This is a genomic window from Arthrobacter sp. K5, assembly GCF_040448525.1.
Taxonomy (GTDB): Bacteria; Actinomycetota; Actinomycetes; order Actinomycetales; family Micrococcaceae; genus Arthrobacter; species Arthrobacter globiformis.
The window spans coordinates 3,492,737-3,516,623 of the sequence record NZ_CP159279.1 but is presented as its reverse complement, the minus strand read 5'-3'; the positions used below and the strand labels follow the sequence as shown (position 1 = coordinate 3,516,623).

Here is a 23,887-nt window from a genome sequence, read left to right as displayed (position 1 = left end):
TCCCGTTTGGTTTGGAGGGACCTGTCCCGCAGGCAGATCCGGAAAATGTTCCACAAACAAACATATTCGCTTTTGGCGGTCTGTCAACCATTTTTACAGAGCGAAATCCGGCGACATCAATGCCGTGGAGCCCTATCCTTCCCGCCTCAAGGGGTGTTATGTTCTCTAGGACACCAAACGAAGGGCAGGCAATGGTCAGCGAAGCAGGAACTGAGCTGCACACCGAGGAGTACAACTGGGCGGGCAACCTCAGGTACGCCGCGGCCGAGGTGCGGGAACCGCGGACCATGGCGGAGCTTCAGGACCTGGTGGCCGGCGCTTCCCGGCTTCGGGCGCTCGGCTCGCGGCACTCCTTCAACCGCATCGCCGACACCGCCGGAGCCCTGGTCTCGCTCGAACACCTCGCGCCCGCCATCGAGGTGGACTCAGAGAGCATGACAGTGACCGTGAGCGGCGGCACCCGGTACGGGACCCTGGCGGCCGAGCTGCAGCGGCAGGGCTATGCGCTGCACAACCTTGCTTCCCTCCCCCACATCTCGGTGGCCGGGGCCGTCGCCACCGCCACCCACGGATCAGGCGACCGAAACGGCAACCTGGCCACCGCCGTCGCCGGCCTTGAACTGGTCACCGCCGACGGCGGGATCCTCACCGCCCGCCGCGGCGAAACCCCGGACTTCAACGGGATGGTGGTGGGCCTTGGCGCCCTGGGCGTGGTCAGCAGCCTGACCCTGGACATCGAACCTGCCTTCCCGGTGGTGCAGACGGTCTTTGAGAACCTCTCGTGGGACCAGGTGCTGGAGAATTTCGACGACGTCACCTCCTCGGCGTACAGCGTCAGCCTGTTCACCGACTGGAGCGGGGACCGGATCGGCCAGGCCTGGCTCAAGGCCAGGACAGAGGAAGCAGGAGGAGCGGAGCGTCACAGTTTCTACGGCGGCAGCCCGGCCGCCGAAGCAAGGCATCCCATCGCCGGGGTTTCCGGGAGCACCTGCACGCAGCAGTTGGGAGTGCCCGGCCCCTGGTCGGACAGGCTGGCCCACTTCCGGATGGAATTCACTCCGAGCAAGGGCGACGAGCTGCAAAGCGAATACCTGGTCCCCCGCGAGCACGCCGCGGACGCCATCCAGACCATGCGCCGGCTGTCCCACCTGGTGACTCCGCTGCTGCTGGTCTCCGAAATCCGCACCATGGCCGCCGACAGCCTCTGGCTGAGCCCGAACTACGGAACCGACAGCATCGGCCTGCACCTCACCTGGCGGCAGGACCAGCCCGCCGTCGAGGCCGTGCTCCCGGCGGTCGAGGCCGCGCTGGCGCCGTTCGGCGCCCGTCCGCACTGGGGCAAGCTGTTCGACGCCGATGCCTCCCGCCTCGCGCCGCTTTACCCGCGCTTCGCCGACTTTAAGGCCCTCGCGGGGCGCCTCGATCCGGAGGGGAAGTTCCGCAACGGCTTCCTCGACACCAAGGTCTTCGGCAGCTGATATCGTTCCGATGATGTCTTCCCCTCGCCAACGGGCCGCCCCGGCCGCCCCTCCCAGCGAGCTGGACCCCTCCCGGCGGAACAACCTGGCGCTGATCACGTCGCTGGTCCACCATCACCGTGTCCTCAGCCGGGCCCAGCTGACGAAAAGGACCGGGCTCAACAGGTCAACGGTCGGCACCCTGATCGGCCAGCTGGCCGCGCTCGGGCTGGTCTATGAGACGGCGCCAACGGGCGAGGCCCAGGTGGGCCGTCCGAGCCCCGAGGTGCGTCCGAGCCCTTCCATTGCGGCGCTTGCTGTCTACCCGGAGATCGATGCGGTCACCATCGGGCTGGTCAACCTGGGCGGCATCGTGCAGAAGAAGATCCGATTCGCCACCGAACGGATTCCCAGCGCACGGGAGGCGGTCAACATCGCCGCTGCCGTCATCGAGGGAATGCGGACGGAGCTGGACCACTCGTACCGGATCACCGGCATCGGTGTGGCGGTGCCCGGCCTGGTAAACCCCGACGACGGGACGGTCCGCCATGCGCCGCACCTGGGTTGGCGGGACGAGCCTGTTGCCCGGATGCTGAGCGAGGCCACCGGCTACGCCTGCCAGGCCGCCAACGATGCCTCACTCGCGGCGGAGGCTGAACTGATCTTCGGGGCCGGCGCCGGGCGGGACAACCTCGTGTACCTCAACGGCGGGGCCAGCGGCATCGGCGGCGGGATCATTTCCAACGGCATGCTGCTCCGCGGCGCCTCCGGTTACGCCGGGGAACTGGGCCATACGTTCGTCCGGACCTCCGGCGAACAGTGCCACTGCGGCGCCACCGGCTGCCTGGAAACAGAGGTGTCCCAGGGACGGCTCTTCGAACTGCTCGGCGTCAGCGGCGGCGACACTTCCCAGCTGGAACAGGCCCTCCGGGCGTCAGGCAGCCCCGCCGTCGCAGAGGAAATATCCCGGCAGCTGGGATTCCTGGCCATCGCCCTGCGGAACGCCGTCAACACCTTCAACCCGGAAGTGATCATCCTCGACGGTTTCCTCGGGGTCCTCTACGCGCTTGCGCCGTCCGCCCTCGATGACCTGCTGCTGTCCCAGGCGTTGGACGGGCCGGCCGCCCAGGCCAAGGTGCACCCCGCGGCACTCGGCTCCAACCTCATGATGATCGGCGCAGCGGAACTTGGGTTCGCCCGGTTCCTGGCGGACCCCACAGGATTTGTGACAACCGGGCTGGGTTCCGCCGCGGAATAGCGGCGGAACCCAGCTTCCTACCGGCCGAAAGCGACCTCGTACGTCCGGGTCTGGCTTCCGTCTTCGCTTCGGACCGTGACGACGGCGGTTCCGGACTCCGACTGCGTAACGGTGACCACCGCGTACGGGTCAGCAGCCGTGGCCGTGACTTCCTGCCGCGCTCCCTGGACGTCGGTCCGGTAGGAGGTGACGTCCGGGTCGAAGCCGGCCAGCGGCTGGCCGTTGACGGAAATGCCGGCCGCGGCGGCGTCGGAGGACTGGCCCGGAGCCAGCGCCAGGACCTGCACTTCGCTGACCGTCATGTGGGTGTTCGGCCGTGCGGTGAGGACCACGCGGACGTCCTTGGTGTCCACGCTGGCTACCGGAACTGTGACCACCGGGGCGGGGCTGCCGCCGGGGACCTGGACCGGGGCGCCAGCGTTCTGCCACGCGCCGTCGGCAGCCTTTGTCTGCACCTGGAGGCTTTGGGCGTAGCTGTCGGTGGATCCGTCGCGGTAGAAGTGGACCTTCACGCCGGTCACCGTCTTCTGGCTGGCCAGCGCCACGGAGAGGGTGTCGGTGGTGTTCTTGGTGCCCGACTTCCAGTTGGACCAGGCCTTGTCCGTCAGGTTGCCGTTACCCAGCCCTGCGGTGCTGTAGCCCGGCTCGGTGAAGGTGGCGCTGAACGTGGCACCGGGGTCATCGGCCACGTTGTCGGCCGTTCCCGCCGTGACCTGGACGCGCACGGCGGCGGGCAGTGTCCGCCCGTCGGCGGCGTCGGCTGTGCCGGCAACCGTGGCAACGCCCGTTTCGGTGAACGGCCCGGCGGCATCCCAGACCACCGGCCGCTCCACTTTGCTTCCGCCGGCGGTCACCGCTGTCACGGTGGCAGGCATCGCAGGCGTGCCTCCGGCGTAGGTCTTGGCCCGCGCCGGAAGTGTAGCCACCAACGTGTCGACGGTGACCTTGGCCGTCACCGGATGCGCAGCGCCCAGCACGTCCGTCGCCGTCCCGCGCACGTCAACGGTTCCGGGCTTGCTCCACCGGCTCTCCGTCGGCAACGCCCAGGTCACCGGCAGTTCGCCGCGGGCACCGTCACGGTAGACGGGGACCACGGTGGCGGGCAGCTGCGGAGCGGTCCCTGGCACCGTAAAGGCCGCGACGTTCCGGAATCCCTGGACAGTTTCGTCGATGACCCGCCAGCGCTGGTTCTCGCCGGAGTTGGCGGTCCACAGGGTCACCGGGGATCCGTCCGCGGTGGCGTGCCCGCCCACCTCGAGGAGCCGTCCGGTGGCCGCGTTGACGAACGTGTAGGTGCCGTCGCCCGTGGTTGACATGGTCCACTGGGAGGCGTCAGCCGGGGCTGCCTCCGCCGGTACCAGCTGCGGGGCTCCGTCGACGACCGTGAGCTGCCGCCCGCCGTCGGGCGTTTCAAGGGCATAGCGGGCACGGCTGCTGTTCTCGCCGCTGAGGCGGCGGATTCTCCACTGCTGGTCGGCACCCGCACCGGAACGGATGACGGCGGCGCTGCCGGTTCCCTGGCTAAGGGACTTGCCGCTTTCCACGCCCTGGAGCCGGTAGACGTGGTCCGCCTGAACCAGGGCGGCCTCCTTGGCCACGCCGTGCACGCCGTTGACGAGGAACGTCGTGACGGATTCGGCCGGTACCGTGAGGACCGCCGTGCGGTCCTTTCCGACGGCGACCGGCTCGCCCTTAACCAGTGCGCCGGACGCGTCGCTGGTCACCGGCGTCACGGTGGCATTGCCCTGGACGGCTTCGAAGCCGGAAAGATCCAGGGCAACCTGGCGCTGCTGCTTGCCGTCGTTCACGTGCACCACGGTGGCTCCGGAGTCGGAGACGGCGGCCGCGCTGTTGGTGTCGTCCACCTTGACCAGGCGGTCGCCGGGCTTGATGTAGTGCGTGAAGTTCCGCGCGGTGTTGAACTTGGTGTTCGTGTAGATCGGGCAGCTTTCGAGGTTGTCCCCGGCCTCACAGTCGAAGGGCAGCTGGATCTCGCCCCAGTTGGAGCCGATGGCGCTTTCGCCGCCGGGCTTCATGTTGTTGTAGTCCTCGACGGGCTGCCAGAACACCCAGGCCTCGGGCTCGAGCTCGCGGAGGTCGTTGACCATGTGCTGGGCCAGGCCAAGGCCGGGCTGCATGCTTGTGAAGTTCTGCCCGTCCAACCAGGAACCGCCGGTTTCACTCATCCACAGGGGCTTGTCCTCTCCCTTGGCGATGTCCCGGACGGCTGTCCGCTGCCCGGTCCCGTAGGTGTGGACGTTGAGCTGCGCGACGTTTTCCTTGGCGTCGGCGGAATAGCTGTTCCAGTTGCTGGCGAACGTCGAGGGGTTGGTCTCGTCCATGGCGCTGATGACAGCGCCGGTGTCGGCACTGGCCAGTGCCTTGGCCAGGGACTGGACCACCTTCTGCTGCAGTTCGGGGCCCATGTGGGCGCCTTCCTGCCGGCCCCCGACGGGCTGGCCCGCCGAATTCAGGCTGGTTCCCCAGTACGGGGTGTTCGGTTCGTTCATGGGATCGATCGTGTCGATCTTGATGCCGTGCGCCTTTTCCAGCTCCTTGACGACGCCGACCAGGTAGGAGGAGAAGTCATCAACGCTCTCGGTCCGCAGCTGGTCCTGCGAGGAGTTGAAGCCGCCCGAAACGTAGCCGCTGACCGTCTGGAACCAGGGCGGGGAGTTGCTGAAGGCTTCCCAGTGCGTGATGTCGTTCTTGATCCGGTCCACCCACCAGCGCTGCGTCTGGTCGGCGTCGAGGTTCCAGTGGTCCGGATTTTCCGGATCCCACCAGTCTTTGTCCTGCCGGGTGGTGCCCTCGGGGGCCTTCCACCAGCCTTCAACGGCGCCGCCGGCGCGCAGGTAGTCCTTCACGTCGGGCGCGTTGCCGCCGCCGACGTTGTACCGGGCGATGTTGAGGTTCAGCCCTTCGTCGCCGAAGACCATGTCGGCAAGCTTGTTGCGGATTTCATCCGGATAGTCGCCGGTGGCGTTGGCGAACCACACCAGGCTGGTGCCCCATCCTTCGAAGGCATCGCCCTGGTAGGAGGGGTCCGGCCGCACGGTGACGGCGCCGGCCGGCACGGGTTCGTCGGCTGCCTTCGCCGGTGCCTGCGCGGCGGACGCGGGTCCGGCCACGAGCCCTGCGGAGAAGACCGCCGCGCTGACGGCGGCGGTCACGGCCCAGGGCCGTCTGGATCTGTTCGTCATTGAATTCCCTTCGGTGCGGTGATGCTGCTGTTCTCTGGGGACTGCTTTATTTGGGGCTTTTGAGGACGGCCACGCCGCGGGCGGCGAGCTTAGCGGTACCGTCGCCCGGCCCGGGGACCGCGAGCACGGCCCCGGGGACCGCCGAGATGTCCACGGCCTGGTCCGTTCGGTTGATCAGGAAAAGGAAGCGCCCGTCCTCCCCGGTGCGGACGGCGAGTTCGACGGCGCCACACAGCTCCGCGGGCAGTTCAGACTCGACGCCGGCCAGGCCGGCGAATTCCCGCAGGACAGGGACCAGGCCGGCTGATCCGAGCCGCGTCGCCACGTAGCCGGCGGATCCGCTGCCCACGCTGCGCCGGGTTACAGCCGGTTCGCCGGCGTGGTCACCGGAGGCGAACCGTCGCAGGATCTTGGTCTCGGCGGAGGTGGTGGCAACGGAGTCCGCCCACAGCGTGCCGGTTGAACCGTCGTCGAGCCTGGCTTCTTCCCCTGGTGCCAGCGGCCCGAACTCTTCCACCCGGATCCCCAGCAGATCGCTGAGGGCGCCGGGATATCCGCCCAGCCACACGTGGTCGTTCTGGTCCACGATGCCCGAGAAGTACGTGGTCACGAGGTGCCCGCCGGACTCGACGAAAGCGGTCAGTCGCGAGCGCAGTTCGGCCGGCACAACGTGCAGGACCGGTGCGATGACCAGCTGGTAGCCGTCAAGGGAGGCTGCCGCGGGGAGGACATCGGCGCGGATGCCGGTGGCCAGGAACGCCGAGTACCAGTCGAGTGCCTCCTGCCGGTAGCGGAGGCGGTCGCTCGGATGGGAGTCCAGTTCGCTGGCCCACCAGGAGTCCCAGTCGAAGAGGATCGCGGCCCGTGCCGGCTCGCGGCGGCTGCCGGTGACCGGCGAGAGTTCGCCCAGCGTGCGTCCCAGCGCGGTGACGTCGCGGAAGAGCCGGCTGTCGCTGCCGGCGTGCGACACCATCGCGGAGTGGTATTTCTCTGCCCCGGCGCGCGACTGCCGCCACTGGAAGAAGCAGACCGCGTCTGCGCCGTGGGCCACGTGGGTGAGCGAGTCCCGGGCGAGGGCACCGGGCTTCTTGGGCGTGTTCACGGGCTGCCAGTTCACGGCGCTGGTGGAGTGCTCCATGAGGAACCAGGGGTTGCCGCCGGCGATGTTGCCGGTCAGGTTCGCGGAGAAGGACAGTTCGTCGTGGTCCTGCGGTCCCGGGACCACGTAGTGGTCGTTGGAAACGAAGTCGACGTCGGCCGCCCAGGCGGAATAGTCCATTCCCTTCGTCTCCCCCATCACCATGAAGTTGGTGGTCACGGGGATGTCCGGGGTGATGCTGCTCAGGATCCGGCGCTCCGCGCGGAGATAGTCCCGCAGCGAGTCCGAGGAGAAGCGCTTGAAGTCCAGCTGCTGCGTGGGATTCGGGTAGGACGCTGCCTTGCGCGGCGGGAGGATGTGGTTCCAGTCCGCGTAGCGCTGGGACCAGAAGTCGGTCCCCCAGGCAGTGTTCAGCTCCTCAAGGGTGCCGTAGCGGTCCTGCAGCCAGCTGCGGAAAGCAGCCGCGGCGTCGTCGGAATAGTCGTAGATGTTGTGACAGCCGAGTTCGTTGGAAACGTGCCAGGCGCAGACGGCGGGGTGGTCCTTGTAGCGCTCCGCCATGGTGCGCACGAGCGTCAGTGCATGCTCGCGGAACACCGGCGACGTGGGCCGCCAGTGCTGCCGGCCGCCCGGCCAGAGGGTTTCGCCGTTCTGGGTGACCGGCAGGATTTCCGGGTGTTCGGCCGCGAGCCACGGCGGCGGGGAGGCGGTGGCGGTGGCGAGGTCCACGGCAATGCCGTTGGCGTGGAGCAGGCCGATGATGTCGTCGAGCCAGGAAAAGTCCCAGCTGTCCCGCGCGGGCTGGATGCGTGCCCACGAGAAGATGGCGAGGGAGACGATGTTGACCCCGGCCTCCCTCATGAGCCGCACATCCTCTGTCCAGACCTCGCGGGGCCACTGCTCGGGGTTGTAGTCGGCACCGAAGGCCAGCCTCTTGGTGTCCGGGGACGGCCAGCGCAGCCAGCGGTGGTGGGTGGTGTGGGTCATGAGTTCCTCTTTTTGGGCGCGTTTGGGTGGCCGCGGACGCGCCGGGCTGGCTGGCGCGTCCGCGGAGATGGTTTGGGTTGCCTGCGGGCTCTTATTCCTTGACGTTGAAGCCCTGCTCGGTGCCGTACTTGGCCGAGGCTTTCTGCCACGCGGCCAGGCCGTCCTTGAGCTTGGTGCCGGAGACATAGGCCTGGCCGGCGGTGTCGTTGAAGATGCTGTTGGCGTAGACCTGGAAGGGCAGGTAGGACCAGCCGGCGGGAACATTCTTCGCTGATTCGGCGAAGATCTCGTTTGCCTTCTGGCCGCCGAAGTACTTGAACTCGGTGTTCTGGAATTTCTCGGACGCGAGATCCTTTGACGTGGCGGGGAACGCGCCGCCGTCGATCCTGGCCTGGACGCCTTCTTCAACATTGGAGTACTTCAGGAAGCCGTACGCCAAGGCTGCCTGGCTGCTGGCGGCGGGGATGGCCAGCGAGCTGCCGCCGTTTTCCGCGCTGCTGCTGGCGCCCTTCTCCCACTGCGGCAAGGGGGCGACCCGCCATTTGCCGGCCCCGTCGGCTACGCCGGACACCAGGTTCCCGGGCATCCAGGCGCCGGTGGACAGGGTGGCGATGGTGCCGTTGCCGAGGCCCTTGTACCACTCGTCGCTCCAGGAACTGATGGGGGCAAGGAGGTCCTCGTCGATGAGCTTCTGCCAGGTCTCGGCGAACTTGGTGGACCCTTCGTCGGAGAAGTTCACGCCGACGTTGGTGCCGTCCACTTCGTAGGGCTTGCCGCCGGCCTGCCAGATCATGCTGGTGGTGAACCCGGCGTCACCGGTGTCGTTGGCGATGTAGGCCTTGGGGTCGGCCTTCTTCAGCGCACGGCCGGCCTCGAGGAACTCATCCCAGGTGGTGGGCACTGCGATGCCGTGCTTGTCGAAGAGTTGCTTGTTGTAGAAGAGGGCCATGGGGCCGGAGTCCATGGGGAGTCCGTAGACGCCGCCCTGCGCCTGCACCGAGGACCACGGACCGGCCGTGAAGGTGCCGTCGAGGCTGGCGGCGCCGAACTGGCCGAGGTCAGCCAGCGACTTGCTGAGCGCAAACTGCGGAAGTGCGTAGTACTCGATCTGCGCCACGTCGGGGACGCCTGAGCCGGCTGAGATCGCGTTCTGCAGTGCGGTGTACTGGTCGTTGCCGGTGCCTGAGTTGACCAGGTTGACGTCCACGTTGGGGTACTTGGCCTCGAAGCCCTCGGCGACCTTCTTCAGGGACTGGTCCCAGGCCCACACCGTCAGCTTGCCGCCTTTTTGGAGCGCGGCTTCGACGGCGTCGCTGTTGACCGTTTGCTGCGGCGCCGCGTTGCCGCCGCCTCCGCAGGCGGTGAGCCCCAGGGCGAGTGCGGCGGCGACGGCGGAAGTCTGCAGCAGGCCGCGGCGGGTCAGGGTCTTGATCATGTCTTCCTTCTAACTGCGTTGTTGGAGCGGGACGGGCGTTATTCTTTGACGCTTCCGGCGGAAAGGCCGGACTGCCAATAGCGCTGGAGCAGCAGGAACGCTGCGATCAGCGGCAGGATGGTGAGCAGGGAACCGGTGATGACCAGGTTGAAGATGGCTTCCCCGCCGGCGGTGCCGGCCTGCGCGTTCCACGCGTTCAGGCCCAGGGTAAGGGGGTACCAGTCGGGGTTCTTCAGCATGATCAGCGGCAGGAAGTAGTTGTTCCAGGTGGCCACCATGGTGAAAAGCAGCACGGTGACAATGCCCGGTGTCAGCAGCGGCAGGCAGACCTGGAAGAAGGTGCGTGCCTCGCTGGCGCCGTCGATCCGGGCGGACTCCATGATCTCGGTGGGGATGGCCTCGGCGGCGAACGTCCACATGAGGTACAGGCCGAAGGGCGAGATGAGCGAAGGGATGATCACGGCCCAGGGGGTGTTGGTGAGGCCCATCTGGCTGAACATCAGGAACGTGGGGACCGCGAGTGCCGTGCCCGGGATGGCCACCGCTCCGATGACGACGGCGAACACAGCCTTCCGGCCGGGGAAATCGAACTTGGCCAGCGCGTAGCCGCCGAGGACGGCGAGGAAAGTGGCACCGCCAGCGCCGAGCACGACGTACAGGACTGTGTTGGCGAACCAACGAAGGAAGATCCCGCCGTCGTAGGTTGCTGTCCGGGCGATGTTGTCCCAGAGGGCAAAATCACCGGCGAACCACAGGCCGAAGGAGTTGAGCAGGCCGTCCTGCGTTTTGGTGGCGTTGACCAGGAGCCAGAACAGCGGGGCCAGGCTGTAGAGCAGGACAAGGCCCATCAGGAGATTCAGTGCCAGGCTGCGGCGCGAGCGCCGGGAGCCGGCTGCGCGCGGGGTCCGCAGGCGCGGGGTGCGGAGTTTCAGCGGCGCCGACGTTCCTGCGCCGGCACTGCCGGGGCGGGCGGCTGTCTGAACGCTCATGGTCAGCGCTCCTTTCGCATGCCGCGGACCTGGACGGCGTAGGCAATGGCCATGGTGATCAGCCCCATGATGATCGCCACCGTGGCGGAGTAGTTGTACTGCTGCCCCGAGAACGACAGGGAGAAGGCGTACAGGTTGGGCGTGAAGTAGGTCGAGATGGTGTTGGGTGAGAGGCTCTTGAGGATGCTGGGCTCGTTGAAGAGCTGGAAACTGCCGATCACCGAGAAGATGGTGGCCACTACGATGGCGCCGCGGATGGCCGGCAGCTTGATCGCGGCGATGACCCTCAGCTGGCCGGCGCCGTCGATCTCGGCGGCCTCATACAGGGATTTGGGGATAACGGTCAGCGCCGAGTAGAAGATCAGCATGTTGTAGCCGATGAACTCCCACGTGACGATGTTTCCGATGGAGGCCAGCACCAGTTCGGAGGACAGCGGGCTGGGCAGGTTCAGACCGAAGGCCTGGTTGATGTTTCCCACCAGCCCGAAGCGGGTGCCGTACATGAAGCCCCACATGAGCGTTGCGACGACGGCGGGCACGGCATAGGGCAGGAAGATCGAGATCCGGAAGAACGACTTCCCGTAGAGCCTGCCGCTGTCCAGGGCGAGGGCCACAACCAGGGCGATCACCAGCATGACCGGCACCTGGACCGCCAGGAACAGCGAAACCCGTCCCAGTGCGGACCAGAACTGCGGGTCCCCCAACGCCCGGGCGTAGTTGTCCAGGCCCACGAACGCGGTGCCGCCGATGAGCTGGTTGCGGAAGACGCTCAGGTAGATGGAATACGCGATCGGGGCGAGGAAAACCAGGGCGAAAACGGCCATGAACGGGCCGATAAACCACCAGCCGGCCCACGAACGGCGGCTGGCGCGGCGGCTCGTGCGGCCTGCCGGCTCAGCCGCGCCGGCTGGCGGAGCGACTTGCGGGGACGTCATTGTCATGAAGGGTCCTCTGTAGGGCTTCGTCACCTGGCGGGTGACCGAGTATTTCTGTTTACGTAAACATTTTTGTGAGCTTTTGTGAATGTTTGCGCAAACATGATTGGTACGATGGTGACATGGAGCACGAATCCGGTCAACCCCCGGCCCGCAATTCGTCCCCTCTAAAGGAGGTGGCCGGCCCTGCGCCGCTGCGCAAACAGCAGGTCTCCATGGCCGACGTCGCCAAGCTCGCCGGAGTCTCCTCCCAAACGGTTTCCCGCGTGTCCAACGGGAGCCCGGACGTCATCGAAAGCACGCGGCGCCAAGTCATTGCGGCAATGAACGAGCTGGGGTACCGGCCCAACAGTGCCGCCAGGGCACTCAAACGGGGCAGCTTCCGGACCATCGGGGTGATCACGTTCTCGCTGTCCTCGCTGGGGAACATGCGCACACTGGAGGCCATCGCACTGCATGCAGCCCGGCAGGACTTCGCCATCACGCTGATCCCGGTCACGGCCCCCACCCAGGCCGGAATCCAGGGCGCATTCTCCCGGATGGGCGAACTCGCCGTTGACGCCGTGATCGCCATCATGGAAGTCCACCTCCTCGATGCAGCCACAGTGACGCTGCCCCCGGGAGTCAAGGTCGTCGTCGTCGATTCCGACGCCGGCGAGCAGTACAGCGTGGTGGACACCGACCAGGCCGACGGCGCCCAAAAAGCCGTCCAACACCTCCTGGACCTCGGCCACGACACCGTCTGGCACGTCGCCGGCCCCGAAGAGTCCTACGCCAGCGAACGCCGCGCCGCCGCCTGGCGCACCACCCTCACCGCCGCCGGCAAGCCCGTCCCGCCCGTGCTCCGCGGCGACTGGTCAGCCGACTCCGGCTACGCCGCCGGACTCCGCCTCGCCGACGAACCCGGCTGCACCGCCGTCTTCGCCGCCAACGACCACATGGCCCTCGGCCTGCTCCGCGCCTTCCGCGAAAAAGGCCTGTCCGTCCCCGGGGACATCAGCCTGGTCGGCTTCGACGACGTCCCCGAAGCCTCCTCCTACGCTCCCCCGCTCACCACCGTCCACCAGAACTTCGCCGACGTCGGCAACCGGTGCGTCGACAACGTCCTGCAGCAGATCCGCACCAACACCACCCAACCCGGCGTCACCCTCGTCCCCACCGACCTCGTGATCCGCCAAAGCACCGCGGCCCCGAAGGCAAGATAGCTCACATTCACCCCGCATTGGTTGCCGCCCGGAGGTGCTCGGTGGATAATGGTTAGACCAGCTAATTAGCGTTGCTAACTATCAGGAGGCGCACTTCCTCAATGCCTGCACCCGGAGCGGCACACCAAGAGACCCCCCAGTCAATCAGGCCGGACATCCTGGCGATCGACCTTCGGACGGCCGTGATGCGGACCTCCCGCCGGCTTCGCGTTGAGGCCACCGGCGACGTCATTACGCCGGGCCAGTACACGGTGCTGGCCCAGCTCCACAGCGACGGCCCGCGCACCCCCCGCGAACTTGCGGAGCGTGAACATGTGCAGGCACCGTCCATGACCCGGATTGTGAACGCCCTCGCAGAGCTGGGATTTGTGTCCCGGTCAGCGCACCCGGAGGACGGCCGCCAGATCCAGGTGGGCATCACGCCTGCCGGCGTGGACGTCCTGGAAGAGGCGCGGGGCCAGCGGACCGCCTGGCTGGCGCAACGGGTCGCCGGGCTGAGCCCGGCGGACAGGCTGACCCTGAGCCGGGCCGCGCACATCATGCAGGAGATGAGCGCCCGATGAGCGCCACCTTCCGGGCATTGCAGAACCCCAACTACCGACTGTGGGCCAGCGGGGCGCTTGTGTCCAACATCGGCACCTGGATGCAGAGGGTGGCCCAGGACTGGCTGGTGCTGACCGTCCTCACGGACCATTCCGGCACCGCCGTCGGCATCACCACGGCCCTGCAGTTCCTTCCCATGCTTCTGCTTGGCCCCTATGCAGGAGTCCTCGCAGACCGGCACCGGAAGCGCGTGATCCTGTTGTGGACGCAGTCGGCCATAGGCCTGTGCGGGCTGGTCGTTGGGCTCCTGGTGGTTACCGGCGCGGCGCAGCTGTGGCAGGTGTACGCAGCCGCCCTCTGCCTTGGGCTGGCCAGCGCCATTGACGGGCCCGCACGCCAGGCCTTCGTCTCCGAACTCGTAGGACAGGACGATATCGCCAACGCGGTGTCCCTCAACTCCGCCTCCTTCAACACTGCCCGCCTGACGGGGCCTGCGATCGCTGGAGTACTCATCGCCTGGGCCGGCACCGGACCCGTTTTCCTGCTCAACGCCGCCAGCTTCGCCGCCGTCCTGATCTCGCTGGCCCGGATCCGCACGGCGGGACTCGCCCCGGCCCCGCCGGCAGTCCGCAGCAAACACCAGGTCGCCGAGGGGCTGGGCTACGTGCGCCGGCGTCCGGACCTGGTGCTGATCCTCGTCCTGGTGGGCATCCTGGGGGCATTCGGCATGAATTTCCCCATCACCAACGCGCTGATGTCCACGGCGGAATTCGGAATGGGGCCCGGCGAATTCGGGCTCCTGGGCTCCATCATGGCGGTCGGGACACTGGCCGGAGCCCTGCTGGCCGCCCGCAGATCCGGCCCCCGGCTGCGCTTCCTGCTCGGCGGAGCCCTGGGCCTTGGTTTCTTCACGCTGGTAGGCAGCGTCTCGCCGTCGTTCTGGCTGTACGCCGCCGTTCTGGTTCCGGTGGGGCTCGCCTCAATGACGTTCCTGAACAGCTGCAATACGAGCATCCAGCTCTCCGTGGAGCCACAGTTCCGGGGCCGGGTACTTGCTCTTTACCTGGCAACCCTGCAGGGCGGAACTGCCCTGGGGGCCCCGCTCATGGGCTGGCTCGGCAGCACGTTCGGCGCCCGCTGGTCGGTGGCCGCCGGCGGTGCCGTCGTGCTGCTGACCGGATTGCTCGCAGTGATTGTGGTGGTCCGCAGCAGCCGGCTCACCATGCGGCAGCAGCTTCTGGCTTCCTTCCCGCGGAGGCGGGCGGTACATGGGGGCAGCGGTGTGGTTAGCCCTTCGCCGGGAGAGTCATCTCCAGGATGAAGTCGCTCTCCACCGAGTCGCCCAGGGTAAACGACTTCGTCCCCACATTGGTGAAACCCGACTTCTCGTAAAAGCGGATGGCTTTGGCGTTCTGGCTGTTGACCCCCAGCCAGACGCTTGCCGCACCCTGGCCCGCAGCCCAGTCCAAGGACGCCCGCATGAGCGCGGAGGCTGCGCCCCGTCCGTGGTGGTCCGGGCGCACATAGCATTTGCTCAGCTCGACGGACCGGCGTCCGTCAAGGGCGCGGAGCACGTCGGGGTCCGTTGACTGCCGGTCGACGAGCAGGGTATACCCGTCAAGCCGGCCGCCGCCCTGTTCAAGCACCAGGATGGCGATTTTGCTGTCCGCGAGGTACTCCGCGAATTTGTCCTCGCTGAGCGTCCGCTTGAGGTGGAGCCGGATGTCCTCGGTCGAGGAGCCGGGCGGGCAAGCGAGCGGGAACGTCGCCGCCGCCAAGTCAGCAAGGGCGGCAGCGTCTCCGGCAACAGCCTTCCGGATCATTGGAACTCCAAGGTGTGGGAGCGGGCAGAAATAACTAAAGGATTGTAGACCCGCCCCGCCGTTTGGCCGCAGGTCAGCGGCTGCCGGGCACCTTGGGCTCAACAGCCCATGCCAGGCGGTGAAGGGCACTGGCGGTCCTGCCCCTGAACGTGTGCCAGGCACCTGACCGGGGCGCCGACTCCTCGACGACAGTCGGGGCTTGCGGCAGGGCGCTGGTGGCCAGGTTGTCAGAGCCAGCCAGGAACAGGGCCATCATGCCGGTGCTTTCCATATTTTCTCCAGAACGGTTTCGCAAAAGGGGAACGGCGGCAATCGAATTATTCCCTATCGGTCAACCGGTTGACGAATCGACAGTGGCCCGCAACCGGCACGATGGGTGACGTCAACTTTCGTTGACCCCCTTCTGCCCGTCAACTAAAGTTGACGCCATGGAGGTAGGGCGTTTGAAAACTTTGGTGGGATCCATGGACGGCGACAATCCGGTGAATGGCCTGCAGGCCGTGGCCGAACTGCATCGGGAGATCGGACGGGCGGAAGCGGCCCTGGTGCGGCGGGCCAGGCTGGCGGGTTTGCCATGGGAGGCGATTGCGCAGGCCCTCGGCGTCAGTAAACAGGCTGTCCATAAGAAGTACGGCAGGAGATAAAACGTAAAGGACAGGGGGCTCCGCAGGCGGAACCCCCTGTCCTCTTGCGATCAGAGCAGAATCACAGCTGGCTGTGCAGGCGCTCCAGCTCCGTCTTGGTGACAGGCAGAACCGTGCCGTGGCGCGGTGCGCGGGGCAGCTCGTAGTTGGTGGAGAGCTTCCAGTTGGGGTTTTCCAGGCTGGTGCTTTCCAGCGGGATGTAGCCGCGGCCGCCGAATTCGTCGACGAACAGGTAGTACTTCTCCTCCGTGTTCGACTTGAAGACGGTGGGCCCTTCCACTCCGCCCGTTCCGGCGTTCTTGCCGATGCAGTTGCCCATCAGCGACCAGTTGCGGGGGTTCGTGGCGGGCAGGTCAACGGCCAGCAGGTCCTTGGACTTTTCCTGCATGATGTCCAGGCATCCGGAAACCTGTCCCTCGTCCTTGGTGAACCGGTAGAACGTGTCGCCCTCCTTGATGACGGTGGAGTCAATGACCGAGTTGCCCGGGTCATTCCACACCTTGGCCTCGGTGAAGGTCCGGAAGTCCCGGGTGGTGGAGTACATCATCTTGTTGTACGTGCCGCCGGCGTGGCTGGGATCGTTGTCTGCGTAGAGCTTGGAGGCCCAGTACACGACGTAGGCGCCGATCTTTTCGTCGTAGTGGGCTTCCGGAGCCCAGGTGTTCCCCGCGGTGTCCGGCGAGACTTTCACGTGCCGCTGCCCGGACCAGCTGACCAGGTCGGTCGACTCCCAGACCTCGATGTACTGGCTGCCCTGGCGCTGGGAGGAGTCCCAGCTGGTGCCGCTGCCGATGGAGAGGTCCGTGGCGATCATGTAGAACTTGTCGCCTTCCGGCGAACGGATGATGAACGGGTCGCGCAGCCCCTTGGTGCCGAGCCCGGACGTGAGGACCGGCTTTCCGCCGTTCAGCTCGTCCCACTTGAGCGCGTCGTTGCCGCGGCTTGCGGCCATGTAGATGTTCTCGCCGGCGAGGTCGTTGCCGGTGAAGTACGCGAAGGCGTAGCCTTCCTTGGCCTCGGCCTTGGGCAGCGGCAGCACAGTGACGCGGAACTTCTTCCTGGCCTTGGTCTTGCCAAGGGAAACCGTGGCGTGCAGGTTAAGCCTGGCCTGCTCGCTGCCGTAGGCCGGCCGCGTCACCTCGCCGGTGGCAGTGACCACGGACTCGTCGCTCGACGTCCACTCCACTTTCGTTCCGTACAGCCCCGCGGTAGGAAGGGTGATGTTCCCCCGGATCGCCTTGGCATCCCACACGTTCAGGGCCGCCGCGGCCTCGGTGACCTTCTGGTCGTCGCTGATATCTTCCCGCACCGTGACCGTGAACGTTTTCGACGCCGACGCCTCTCCTGAGGTGGCCGTGGCGGTCAGCGTCACGGTCCTGTCTCCGGTTCCGTTAGGCGGGCGGGTGACCGCGCCCTGAGCTGAGACCGTGGCCGGATCCGAGGAGGACCAGGTGTAAGCCGAGCCGTTCGGGCCGGTGGTGGGCAGCTTCAGGTTGGAGGTCACTGCGGAAGTATCCCCCAACGACAGGTCCTGCAGATCGAGGGCCACCCGCTGTTCCGGGGAAACGTATCCGAGTTCGCGGACCTCGGCTGCCGAGAGGGCGCGGTTGTAGATGCGGAAATCCCGGACCTGCCCCTTGAGGTACTTGTCACCGCTGTAGACCGACCGCCCAAGGTAGTTCGCCGTCGTCGTTCCTCCCCCAATGCTTCCCGGCGTGATGGTGACGCCGGTCTTGCGGGCAACCTCGGTGCCGTCCTCGTAGAGGACGGCGGTTCCGCCGCTGAGGGTGTAGGTGATGGTCTTCCAGGCGCTGCGCGCCAGGTCCCGGTTGGCACTGAGGGTCTGCTCGGTGGACCAGTTGCCGCTCGCGATGGAGGTCCGGTACGCGTTGCCGGTGGTGAACAGGTAGCCGCTGCCGGTGCCGTTGGTGGTGTTGCCCATTCCCCAGATGAAGTAGGGGGCGCCCTGGTCGGCCGCGATCTTCACGTCGGTGGAGACGGTGATGGAGTTGAGCCCGCGCATGACGTCGTTCGGGAGCCGGACATGGCCGTTTGTACCGCCGAGCTGCAGCCCTTCGCCGCCCAGCGCGGTGGCGTCACCGCTAATCACGCCGTTGCGTCCGTTGCCGGAGCTGTCCTCCGCAACGGTCCCGGCGGCTTCCGTCAGGTTGTATTTGAGGACCAGGCCGTCGTCGACGGCGGAGTGGGCCGGCGCCGCGGCGACCAGCCCGCCGAGCGCCAGGGCAGCCGAAGCGGCCAGCGCGGCCGCCGTTGTCATGGCCGGGCCCGTGCGGGCCCGTGAGTGGGTAGGGAGCATTGAGACACTTTCGTTCGTGCGGCCCGGAGGCCGCGATGGTTGGGTGGGTAAGTCAGGTCAGCCTGGCCACCAGCGCCTGGGCGCCGCTGACCAGCAGGTCCCGCAGGGATTGGTCGGCAATGTCCCGGGTGGTGCCGTCGATGTACTGCCCGAGGTAGTGCACGGCCTTGGCCGGGGTTTTCTGGGCGAGTGCTTTGCTGGCCGCTTTCAGCCTGGCACCGAGCATGTCGCCGGTTTCCGCCGTGATCCGGCCGGCCGCGAGCGCCGCCGCCGCAATCTGCTGCAGGTCGTCGATCTCGCTTTCGGGGCTGCCGAACGCGGCCCGCTGGGCTGCACCGTAGATCCGGTCGGCGTCCGCGCGGCTGAGCGAGCCTTCCGAGACCCACGCCGCCGTCACCTGGGCCACGCGCCGAAGCAGCTCCGGCTTGTTGGCGAAGGGGGCTGACTGCCAGACGTCGTCGAGGAGCGTGGTCTTGGTGGCCCGCGCCGGGTTGGCCACGCCGGAGTCCACGCCGCCGAACACGACTGAGGCCTCGGTGCGCCGGAAGTACGAGTGGCAGGCATCCTCGGTTCCCTCGAGGAAGGGTGCCAGTTCGACGCCGGCAACGGTGAAGTGCAGGGGCTTGCCTGCGATCGGCTGAAGAGCCGCGGCAAGGTCGCCGTTGAGTTTGGCCGTCCCGTAAAGGCTGAACGGTAGAAGATCCGTGCGGGCGTCGCATGCCACGAGGTGCACCGGCCCGTACATGAGGGTCTGCACGGAAGGGTCATCCAGGGCCCGCTCGGCGCGGAGGGTGAACGGCATCTCGACGTCCACAGTGTCCCCGTCCTTCCAGGCCCTGGCGATGCTGAGGTAGGTGCCCGGCGTCGCTGCCGCCTCCGTTACTGCACCATTGACCCGGACGGTGAAGCCGGCGGTGGCCCACGCCGGGACCCGCAGCCGGAGCTCGAACTGCCCGGAGCCCGAAACCTGCAGGGTGGTGCGCTGTTCGAAGGGGTAGGAGGTCTGCTGGGTGACCGTGACGTTCTTCGCAGCCCACCGGAGCGTAGACGGCATGTAGAGGTTGACGTAGAGCGCGCTTCCGTCACCGGCGGTGAAGTAGACCGAATCCTGGTACTTCGTGGCCGACTCGAGGCCGGTGCCCTCGCAGCACGTGGTGCCCTGCTTGGGCGTGAAGTCGCGGACGGCGCCCGGCTGCAGGCCGATGAAGTAGGTGGCCAGCGGCAGCTCCGCACTTTCCTTGTCCTGCTTGGACCCGAGGACCTGGTTGAAAAGTGCCCGCTCGTAATAGTCCATGTACGCGGGGTTCTGCTCCCTGAAGAACAGCTCGCGGGACAGCTTGAGCATGTTGTAGGCGCAGCAGGATTCGGCGTCGGTCGCGTTCAGGGTGGCCGCGATCCGGTCCCGCTCCTTCCAGAACTCGCCCTGGCTGGTGCCGCCGATGCTGAACATGCGGGTGGGCACCACCATGGTCCAGAAGTTGCGGGCCGCGGCCAGGTAGCGCTCCTCGCCCGTGGCGTTGTACATCAGCACCAGCCCGGTGAAGATCGGGATGTGCTGGTTGGCATGGAGCCCGGCGAGGATGTCCCTGTTCTGGGCGCACGCATCAATGAGGGAGTCGAGGTCGAAGTACTTGGCGAGCTCCAGGTGCTCCGGCTTGCCCGAGTGCCCGTAGGTCTCCAGGATGGCTTCCACGACGCCGCCGTATTCGCCGCTGGAGAAGATTCCCCACATGCGCTGGCGTACGGCCGGCGTGAGTTTGCTCAACCGCGAGTGCATCCAGTCGCAGAGTCCGGTAGCCAGGTCCAGCGCCTTTGGTTCCGCGGTAGCGGTGTAGGCGTCGAGGAGACCCTTCAGGATCTTGTGCGCGGTGTAATAGGGAGCCCAGACACGGAAGTAGTCCGGCGTGGTCCTGCTCTCCAGCTCGATGAACTGGGTCTCCGGGTACGCGGCCAGGAATCCGGGGTGGCTGGGCACGCCCCAGGTGCGCCGGAGCGCTGCATGCCGGCCCTTACCGGAGGCATCGGCCAGCACGTTTCCGCCGGTTTCGCTGCAGGCGAGGGAGACGACGTTGCCGTTCCCCGCCGAAGTGCCCGACGCGCGGGCTGCCGCCAGCTCGCCGATCTGCCCTGCGGTCAGTGCGGAGGACCAGATGTTCACGTCCTGGTAGGCGCCGGCGAAGTTGGGATCATTGTACTGCGACCGGCCGAGCCACACCTTGGCGAGGCTTCCCAGGAGGGCCGGGGTCAGAGTCAGGGCAGCATTCCTGCCGGCCTGCTTTCCGTTGACGTACAGCGTTCCGGCCTGGCCGTCCAAGGTGACCGCAACGTGGCTCCACTCGTTGACCGGCAGCGGGGCAGCGCCCACGATCGTCTGTTCACCCCCGGCAAAGTTCCGGGTGATGGCGAACCGCGGCAGCCCGGCGCCGTCGCGCTGGGCGAGGAAGGCGTACGTTTTGGTGTCGTTGCCGAAGTCGAAGATGCGTGCCCAGTTCGCCGCCGCCGTCGGGCGCACCCACGCGGCGAAGGTCATGGCCGCCAGCCCGTCAAGGGAGCCCGCGGGGAGCTGGCCGTACATGTAGGAACCGCGGGCAATATCGACGGCGGTCCCGGGCAGGCGTCCGGCAACGGTCTGGATGGCGGGCTCCTGGGCGAGCGCCTGCCGGCATTCGTGCAGGGACGCCACCAGGTTCCGCAGCTTGGTTCCGAAGACCTCCTCCCCCGTGCCCGCATACGCCTGGGCAAGCATGGACATGTGGTGCCCAGTGAAGTGGCCGCGCAGGTTGCCGTTCGCCTCGCCGTCGAGCCCTTCCCAGCCTCCCGCCGGCAGCGGAACCACGCCGTCGAGCGGCCGGAGGCCGGCATTGGCGCGGAAGACGTTGACGTAGCGCCGCTCGTCGTACCCGCGGGCGAAGTTCAGGATCAGCTCACGTTTCCGTGCGAACACCCCTGGCCCCAGGCTGACGTCGGACAGTTTGAAGGGACGGACAGCCGCCGCCGCGGCGGCGAGTGCATTGGTCATCGGGCCCTCCGCGGCCGTCGCGGCTGCGGAGGCAAGCGATGGCAGCCAGGGCAGGGCGGCCGCGGCCGCCCCCAGCCGAAGGATGTTTCGTCTGGACACGTGATTCGTCATTGGATCTCCTGGGTGAATGTTCCGGGTAAAGGGGAAGGCCCGGCTGTGCGATCCAGCCGGGCCTTCCCGGTCAAAGCCGTGGCTTTGGTGTGCTGCCTACCTGCGGGCTGCGGCGAGCCGGATGAAGGTCACCGACTTGGGCTCGAACTCATAGGTGAACGCCGCCCCGGCTCCGTTGAAGGTGCTCGACGCCGGGGCCAGGTTTTGCCCGTCAGCGGTCTGGGTCAGGGTGGTTACAGCGGCCGTGGTGCTGATGTTGGCTGCCCCCGTCACCTTGATGTCCACCGGCGTCTTGTCGGCCTTCGTGTTGACCACCTTCACGATGGTGTCCCCGGACTTGGTGTCCTTGGTGACGACGGAGTAGACGGGATCGGCCTGCGTGTCGTCCACCGTTCCCCACAGGACTCCGTCCAGGTAGAGCTTGGCCGTGCGCCCGGTAACCTCGATCCGGATGTCGTATTCATGTCCGGTCTGGATCACGGTGTTCTTTTCGATGACGTTCGTCTTGCCGCCGTTGACGGCCTTTTCGACGACGGACTTGGAGTTGTTCCAGCCGCCCAGGTTCCACCAGAAGTAGTTTCCGGTGTCCTTGACGCCGAAGGAGACGAGGAAGCCTTCGGAACCGGCCAGCTTGGTTGCCTTGGTGCTGAGCGTGTAGTTGCTCCAGTCGGCGCTGCCGGCGGTCACCATCGTGTTCTGGGCGGTGGTGCTGGACTGGACGTAGCCGCCGTCCTGGATGGACCAGGATCCGGTACCGTTGCCGGTCCAGGCCGCGGCGGTTCCGGAGAAGTCGTCGCTGAACAGGGTTGCGCCGTCCTGGCCGGTGACCTTCACGTCGTCGTAGCGGGCGGAAGTGGCCCACGTGGACAGGCCGACCTTGCCGGAAATCGGCACCACGGTAGAGGCCGGGTTGTCCTGCGTGCTCGGCACCACCTGGTTGCCGACGTTGTTCATGAACAGCTTCTGCACCTCGTAGTTGGGGGTGGTGCGCACGGAAGTTCCGTTGAAGAACATCATGTCCGGGCTCCACTGCGTGTTCGCTTCGTTCGCGATCAGCGGCGCATAGGACGCCATCTTCACCACGTCCGCATTCCGCTCGAGGCCGGTCATGTAGGAGGCTTCGGCCAATGCGTTCTCAGGCTTGTTTCCGCGGGAGGCGTACTCGCCGAGGAAGACCTTGTAGCTGTTGCGGTCGTAGGAGTCGTAGCGGTGGTTGTTGTTCAGGAACCAGGAGGGGTCGTTGTAGTAGTGCTCGTCCACGAGGTCCACGCCGGTGTCGGCATTGAATTTGGCGAGGTCGTCGAATTCGGGACCCTGGCTGAACGGGCCGGTGTTTCCGATGATCTTGATCTCGGGGTGGGCCTTGCGGACGGCGTTGTAGAACTGGGTGAAGTACTGCTTGAACTCCGGCTTGTACTCCTCGTTGCCCAGGGAAATGCGGTCGAGGTTGTACGGTGCCGGGTGGCCGTAGGCGATGCGCTTGGCGCCCCACTCGGTGCTGGCGTCGCCGTTGGCGAACTCGATCAGGTCCAGGGTGTCCTGGATGTAGCGGTTAAGCGTGGCCTGGTCCGGGGCCTGGTTGTTGTCGCCGCAGCCGGTCACGCCCACCGGCACCACAGGCACGGGGGCGGCGCCCATGTCCTCGGCCCACTGGAAGTACTCCATGTAGCCCAGGCCGTAGGTCTGGTTGTAGCCCCAGAAGTTCCGGTTCGCCGGACGCTGTTCCACCGGGCCGATGGTGTCTTTCCACTGGTAGGTGCGGGCCCGTGTGTAGTTGGGGGCCGAGTAGGTGTCATAGCTTCCGGTGTTGACGATGCAGCCGCCGGGGAAGCGCAGGAATCCCGGGTGCAGGTCGTTGATCTTCTCGGCAAGGTCCTTGCGGAGTCCGTTTTCCCTGCCGTTCCAGGTGTCCTTGGGGAACAGCGAAACCATGTCGATCCGGACGGTGCCAGTTCCCTGGACAAGGGTGGCGAGCCGGCCGGCGTCCGTGGAGGACTTGGGCGACAGCGTCACCTCGTATTTGGCCCAGCTGTCACCCTTGATCTTGACCGTGGCGATGTCCAGCCGGGTACCTTCCGGGGTTTCCAGCGTGACGGCGACGGTGGACCCCGCAGGGTTGGACGTGCGCGCCCACACCGAGTAGTTGTACTTTTTGTGCGCCTCGAGCTTTTGCCCGGCGTTCCAGCCGCTGTTGCGCACGCCCACTCCGGCGCCGGTTCCCGCGCCCGCGCTGGTGGCTTCGATCTGCAGGTAGTTCCGGTTGTTTTCGTTCAGCCGGTTGTTGTCATTGACGACAGTGACTGTTCCGGCACTGCCCCGTTTCAGGGTTTCCCAGGCGGTCAGCGGGCTGTAGGTGCGGTTGTCGGCGGAGTTGAACTCAAACGACCGGTTCTGGACGAGCTCCGCGTAGATGCCGCCGTCGGCGCCCTGGTTGATGTCCTCGTAGAAGGCTCCATACATGGTGGAATCGATCGACGGCCCGGAACCGGCGGCGTCGATGCTGATGGTCCGGTTCTGGGCGGACTCCGCATTGGCGCCGATGGCCGGCGTCAGTGACAGCAGAGCGGCCGTCAGGGACCCGGCAAGCACCAGGGTGCACGTCCGTTTGGCGGGACTTGGTGGTTTGGATGGCATGGAAGGGAAGGCCTTTCTCCATTGAACGGTTCGCCGGCAACCAGTGTTAACGCTAACAAAACGCCGACCGGAGTTGAGTATTCGACATCTTTCGCATCTTGTAAAGAGGATTCACAAAAATCAGCAGCCTCTGCATACGGGTGCGGAATTGTGACCCGAACTACTTGACGGCCCTGATTGTTAGCGTTCACAATGATCCACGAGCGCATCAGCTCACTTGCAGCAACG

The 23,887-nt window shown here is 66.6% G+C and carries 16 protein-coding genes; 6 read left to right on the top strand and 10 right to left on the bottom strand.

Annotated features, from left to right (window positions below; all coding sequences use genetic code 11):
• Positions 1 to 191 precede the first annotated feature (191 nt).
• Both ABRP34_RS15945 and ABRP34_RS15940 read left to right on the top strand, forming a co-directional pair.
• Complete coding sequence (locus ABRP34_RS15945; protein WP_353710950.1) at positions 192 to 1,478, top strand: FAD-binding protein; 1,287 nt, start codon at positions 192 to 194, stop codon at positions 1,476 to 1,478.
• Between the two features lie 10 nt (positions 1,479 to 1,488).
• Complete coding sequence (locus ABRP34_RS15940) at positions 1,489 to 2,715, top strand: ROK family protein (protein WP_353710949.1); 1,227 nt, start codon at positions 1,489 to 1,491, stop codon at positions 2,713 to 2,715.
• A gap of 17 nt (positions 2,716 to 2,732) precedes the next feature.
• Here ABRP34_RS15940 and ABRP34_RS15935 read toward each other — a convergent pair whose 3' ends face one another.
• The 5 genes from ABRP34_RS15935 to ABRP34_RS15915 form a co-directional block, all read right to left on the bottom strand.
• Positions 2,733 to 5,918 carry an Ig-like domain-containing protein gene (locus tag ABRP34_RS15935; RefSeq protein WP_353710948.1) on the bottom strand — a complete coding sequence of 1,062 codons (3,186 nt, stop codon included), beginning with the start codon at positions 5,916 to 5,918 and terminating at the stop codon, positions 2,733 to 2,735.
• A gap of 46 nt (positions 5,919 to 5,964) precedes the next feature.
• Positions 5,965 to 8,004: a beta-galactosidase gene (locus tag ABRP34_RS15930; protein WP_353710947.1), complete on the bottom strand. Its 2,040-nt coding sequence runs from the start codon at positions 8,002 to 8,004 to the stop codon at positions 5,965 to 5,967.
• 91 nt (positions 8,005 to 8,095) lie between these two features.
• Positions 8,096 to 9,439: a sugar ABC transporter substrate-binding protein gene (locus ABRP34_RS15925; RefSeq protein WP_353710946.1), complete on the bottom strand. Its 1,344-nt coding sequence runs from the start codon at positions 9,437 to 9,439 to the stop codon at positions 8,096 to 8,098.
• Between the two features lie 38 nt (positions 9,440 to 9,477).
• Entirely contained in the window at positions 9,478 to 10,428 is a 951-nt protein-coding gene (locus ABRP34_RS15920; protein WP_353710945.1) for a carbohydrate ABC transporter permease, read from the bottom strand.
• A gap of 2 nt (positions 10,429 to 10,430) precedes the next feature.
• A complete protein-coding gene (locus tag ABRP34_RS15915) occupies positions 10,431 to 11,363 on the bottom strand; it encodes a sugar ABC transporter permease (protein ID WP_043418465.1) in 933 nt (310 codons plus the stop codon).
• Between the two features lie 122 nt (positions 11,364 to 11,485).
• Here ABRP34_RS15915 and ABRP34_RS15910 point away from each other — a divergent pair, with 122 nt between their 5' ends.
• The 3 genes from ABRP34_RS15910 (at position 11,486) to ABRP34_RS15900 (ending at position 14,432) form a co-directional block, all read left to right on the top strand.
• A complete protein-coding gene (locus ABRP34_RS15910; RefSeq protein ID WP_353710944.1) occupies positions 11,486 to 12,568 on the top strand; it encodes a LacI family DNA-binding transcriptional regulator in 1,083 nt (360 codons plus the stop codon).
• 101 nt (positions 12,569 to 12,669) lie between these two features.
• Entirely contained in the window at positions 12,670 to 13,131 is a 462-nt protein-coding gene (locus tag ABRP34_RS15905) for a MarR family transcriptional regulator (RefSeq protein WP_003801067.1), read from the top strand.
• Positions 13,128 to 14,432, top strand: a complete 1,305-nt coding sequence (locus tag ABRP34_RS15900; protein ID WP_353710943.1) for an MFS transporter — start codon at positions 13,128 to 13,130, stop codon at positions 14,430 to 14,432. The genes ABRP34_RS15905 and ABRP34_RS15900 overlap by 4 nt, the downstream gene beginning before the upstream one ends.
• Here ABRP34_RS15900 and ABRP34_RS15895 read toward each other — a convergent pair.
• Complete coding sequence (locus tag ABRP34_RS15895) at positions 14,398 to 14,934, bottom strand: GNAT family N-acetyltransferase (protein WP_353710942.1); 537 nt, start codon at positions 14,932 to 14,934, stop codon at positions 14,398 to 14,400. The two genes, ABRP34_RS15900 and ABRP34_RS15895, sit on opposite strands and share 35 nt — an antisense overlap.
• A 73-nt stretch (positions 14,935 to 15,007) precedes the next feature.
• Complete coding sequence (locus ABRP34_RS15890) at positions 15,008 to 15,205, bottom strand: hypothetical protein (RefSeq protein ID WP_353710941.1); 198 nt, start codon at positions 15,203 to 15,205, stop codon at positions 15,008 to 15,010.
• Between the two features lie 157 nt (positions 15,206 to 15,362).
• On the opposite strand from ABRP34_RS15890, the gene ABRP34_RS15885 reads away from it, so the two are divergent.
• Positions 15,363 to 15,578 carry an AsnC family protein gene (locus ABRP34_RS15885; protein ID WP_353710940.1) on the top strand — a complete coding sequence of 72 codons (216 nt, stop codon included), beginning with the start codon at positions 15,363 to 15,365 and terminating at the stop codon, positions 15,576 to 15,578.
• 61 nt (positions 15,579 to 15,639) lie between these two features.
• Here ABRP34_RS15885 and ABRP34_RS15880 read toward each other — a convergent pair whose 3' ends face one another.
• The 3 genes from ABRP34_RS15880 to ABRP34_RS15870 form a co-directional block, all read right to left on the bottom strand.
• Positions 15,640 to 17,895 (bottom strand): immunoglobulin-like domain-containing protein, encoded by a 2,256-nt coding sequence (locus tag ABRP34_RS15880; protein ID WP_353710939.1) that lies wholly within the window; start codon positions 17,893 to 17,895, stop codon positions 15,640 to 15,642.
• 52 nt (positions 17,896 to 17,947) lie between these two features.
• Positions 17,948 to 21,025 (bottom strand): beta-L-arabinofuranosidase domain-containing protein, encoded by a 3,078-nt coding sequence (locus tag ABRP34_RS15875; RefSeq protein WP_353710938.1) that lies wholly within the window; start codon positions 21,023 to 21,025, stop codon positions 17,948 to 17,950.
• Between the two features lie 96 nt (positions 21,026 to 21,121).
• The gene (locus tag ABRP34_RS15870; RefSeq protein ID WP_353710937.1) at positions 21,122 to 23,659 is read right to left on the bottom strand and encodes an alpha-L-arabinofuranosidase C-terminal domain-containing protein; all 2,538 of its coding nucleotides are present in this window, start codon (positions 23,657 to 23,659) and stop codon (positions 21,122 to 21,124) included.
• Positions 23,660 to 23,887: the final 228 nt, after the last annotated feature.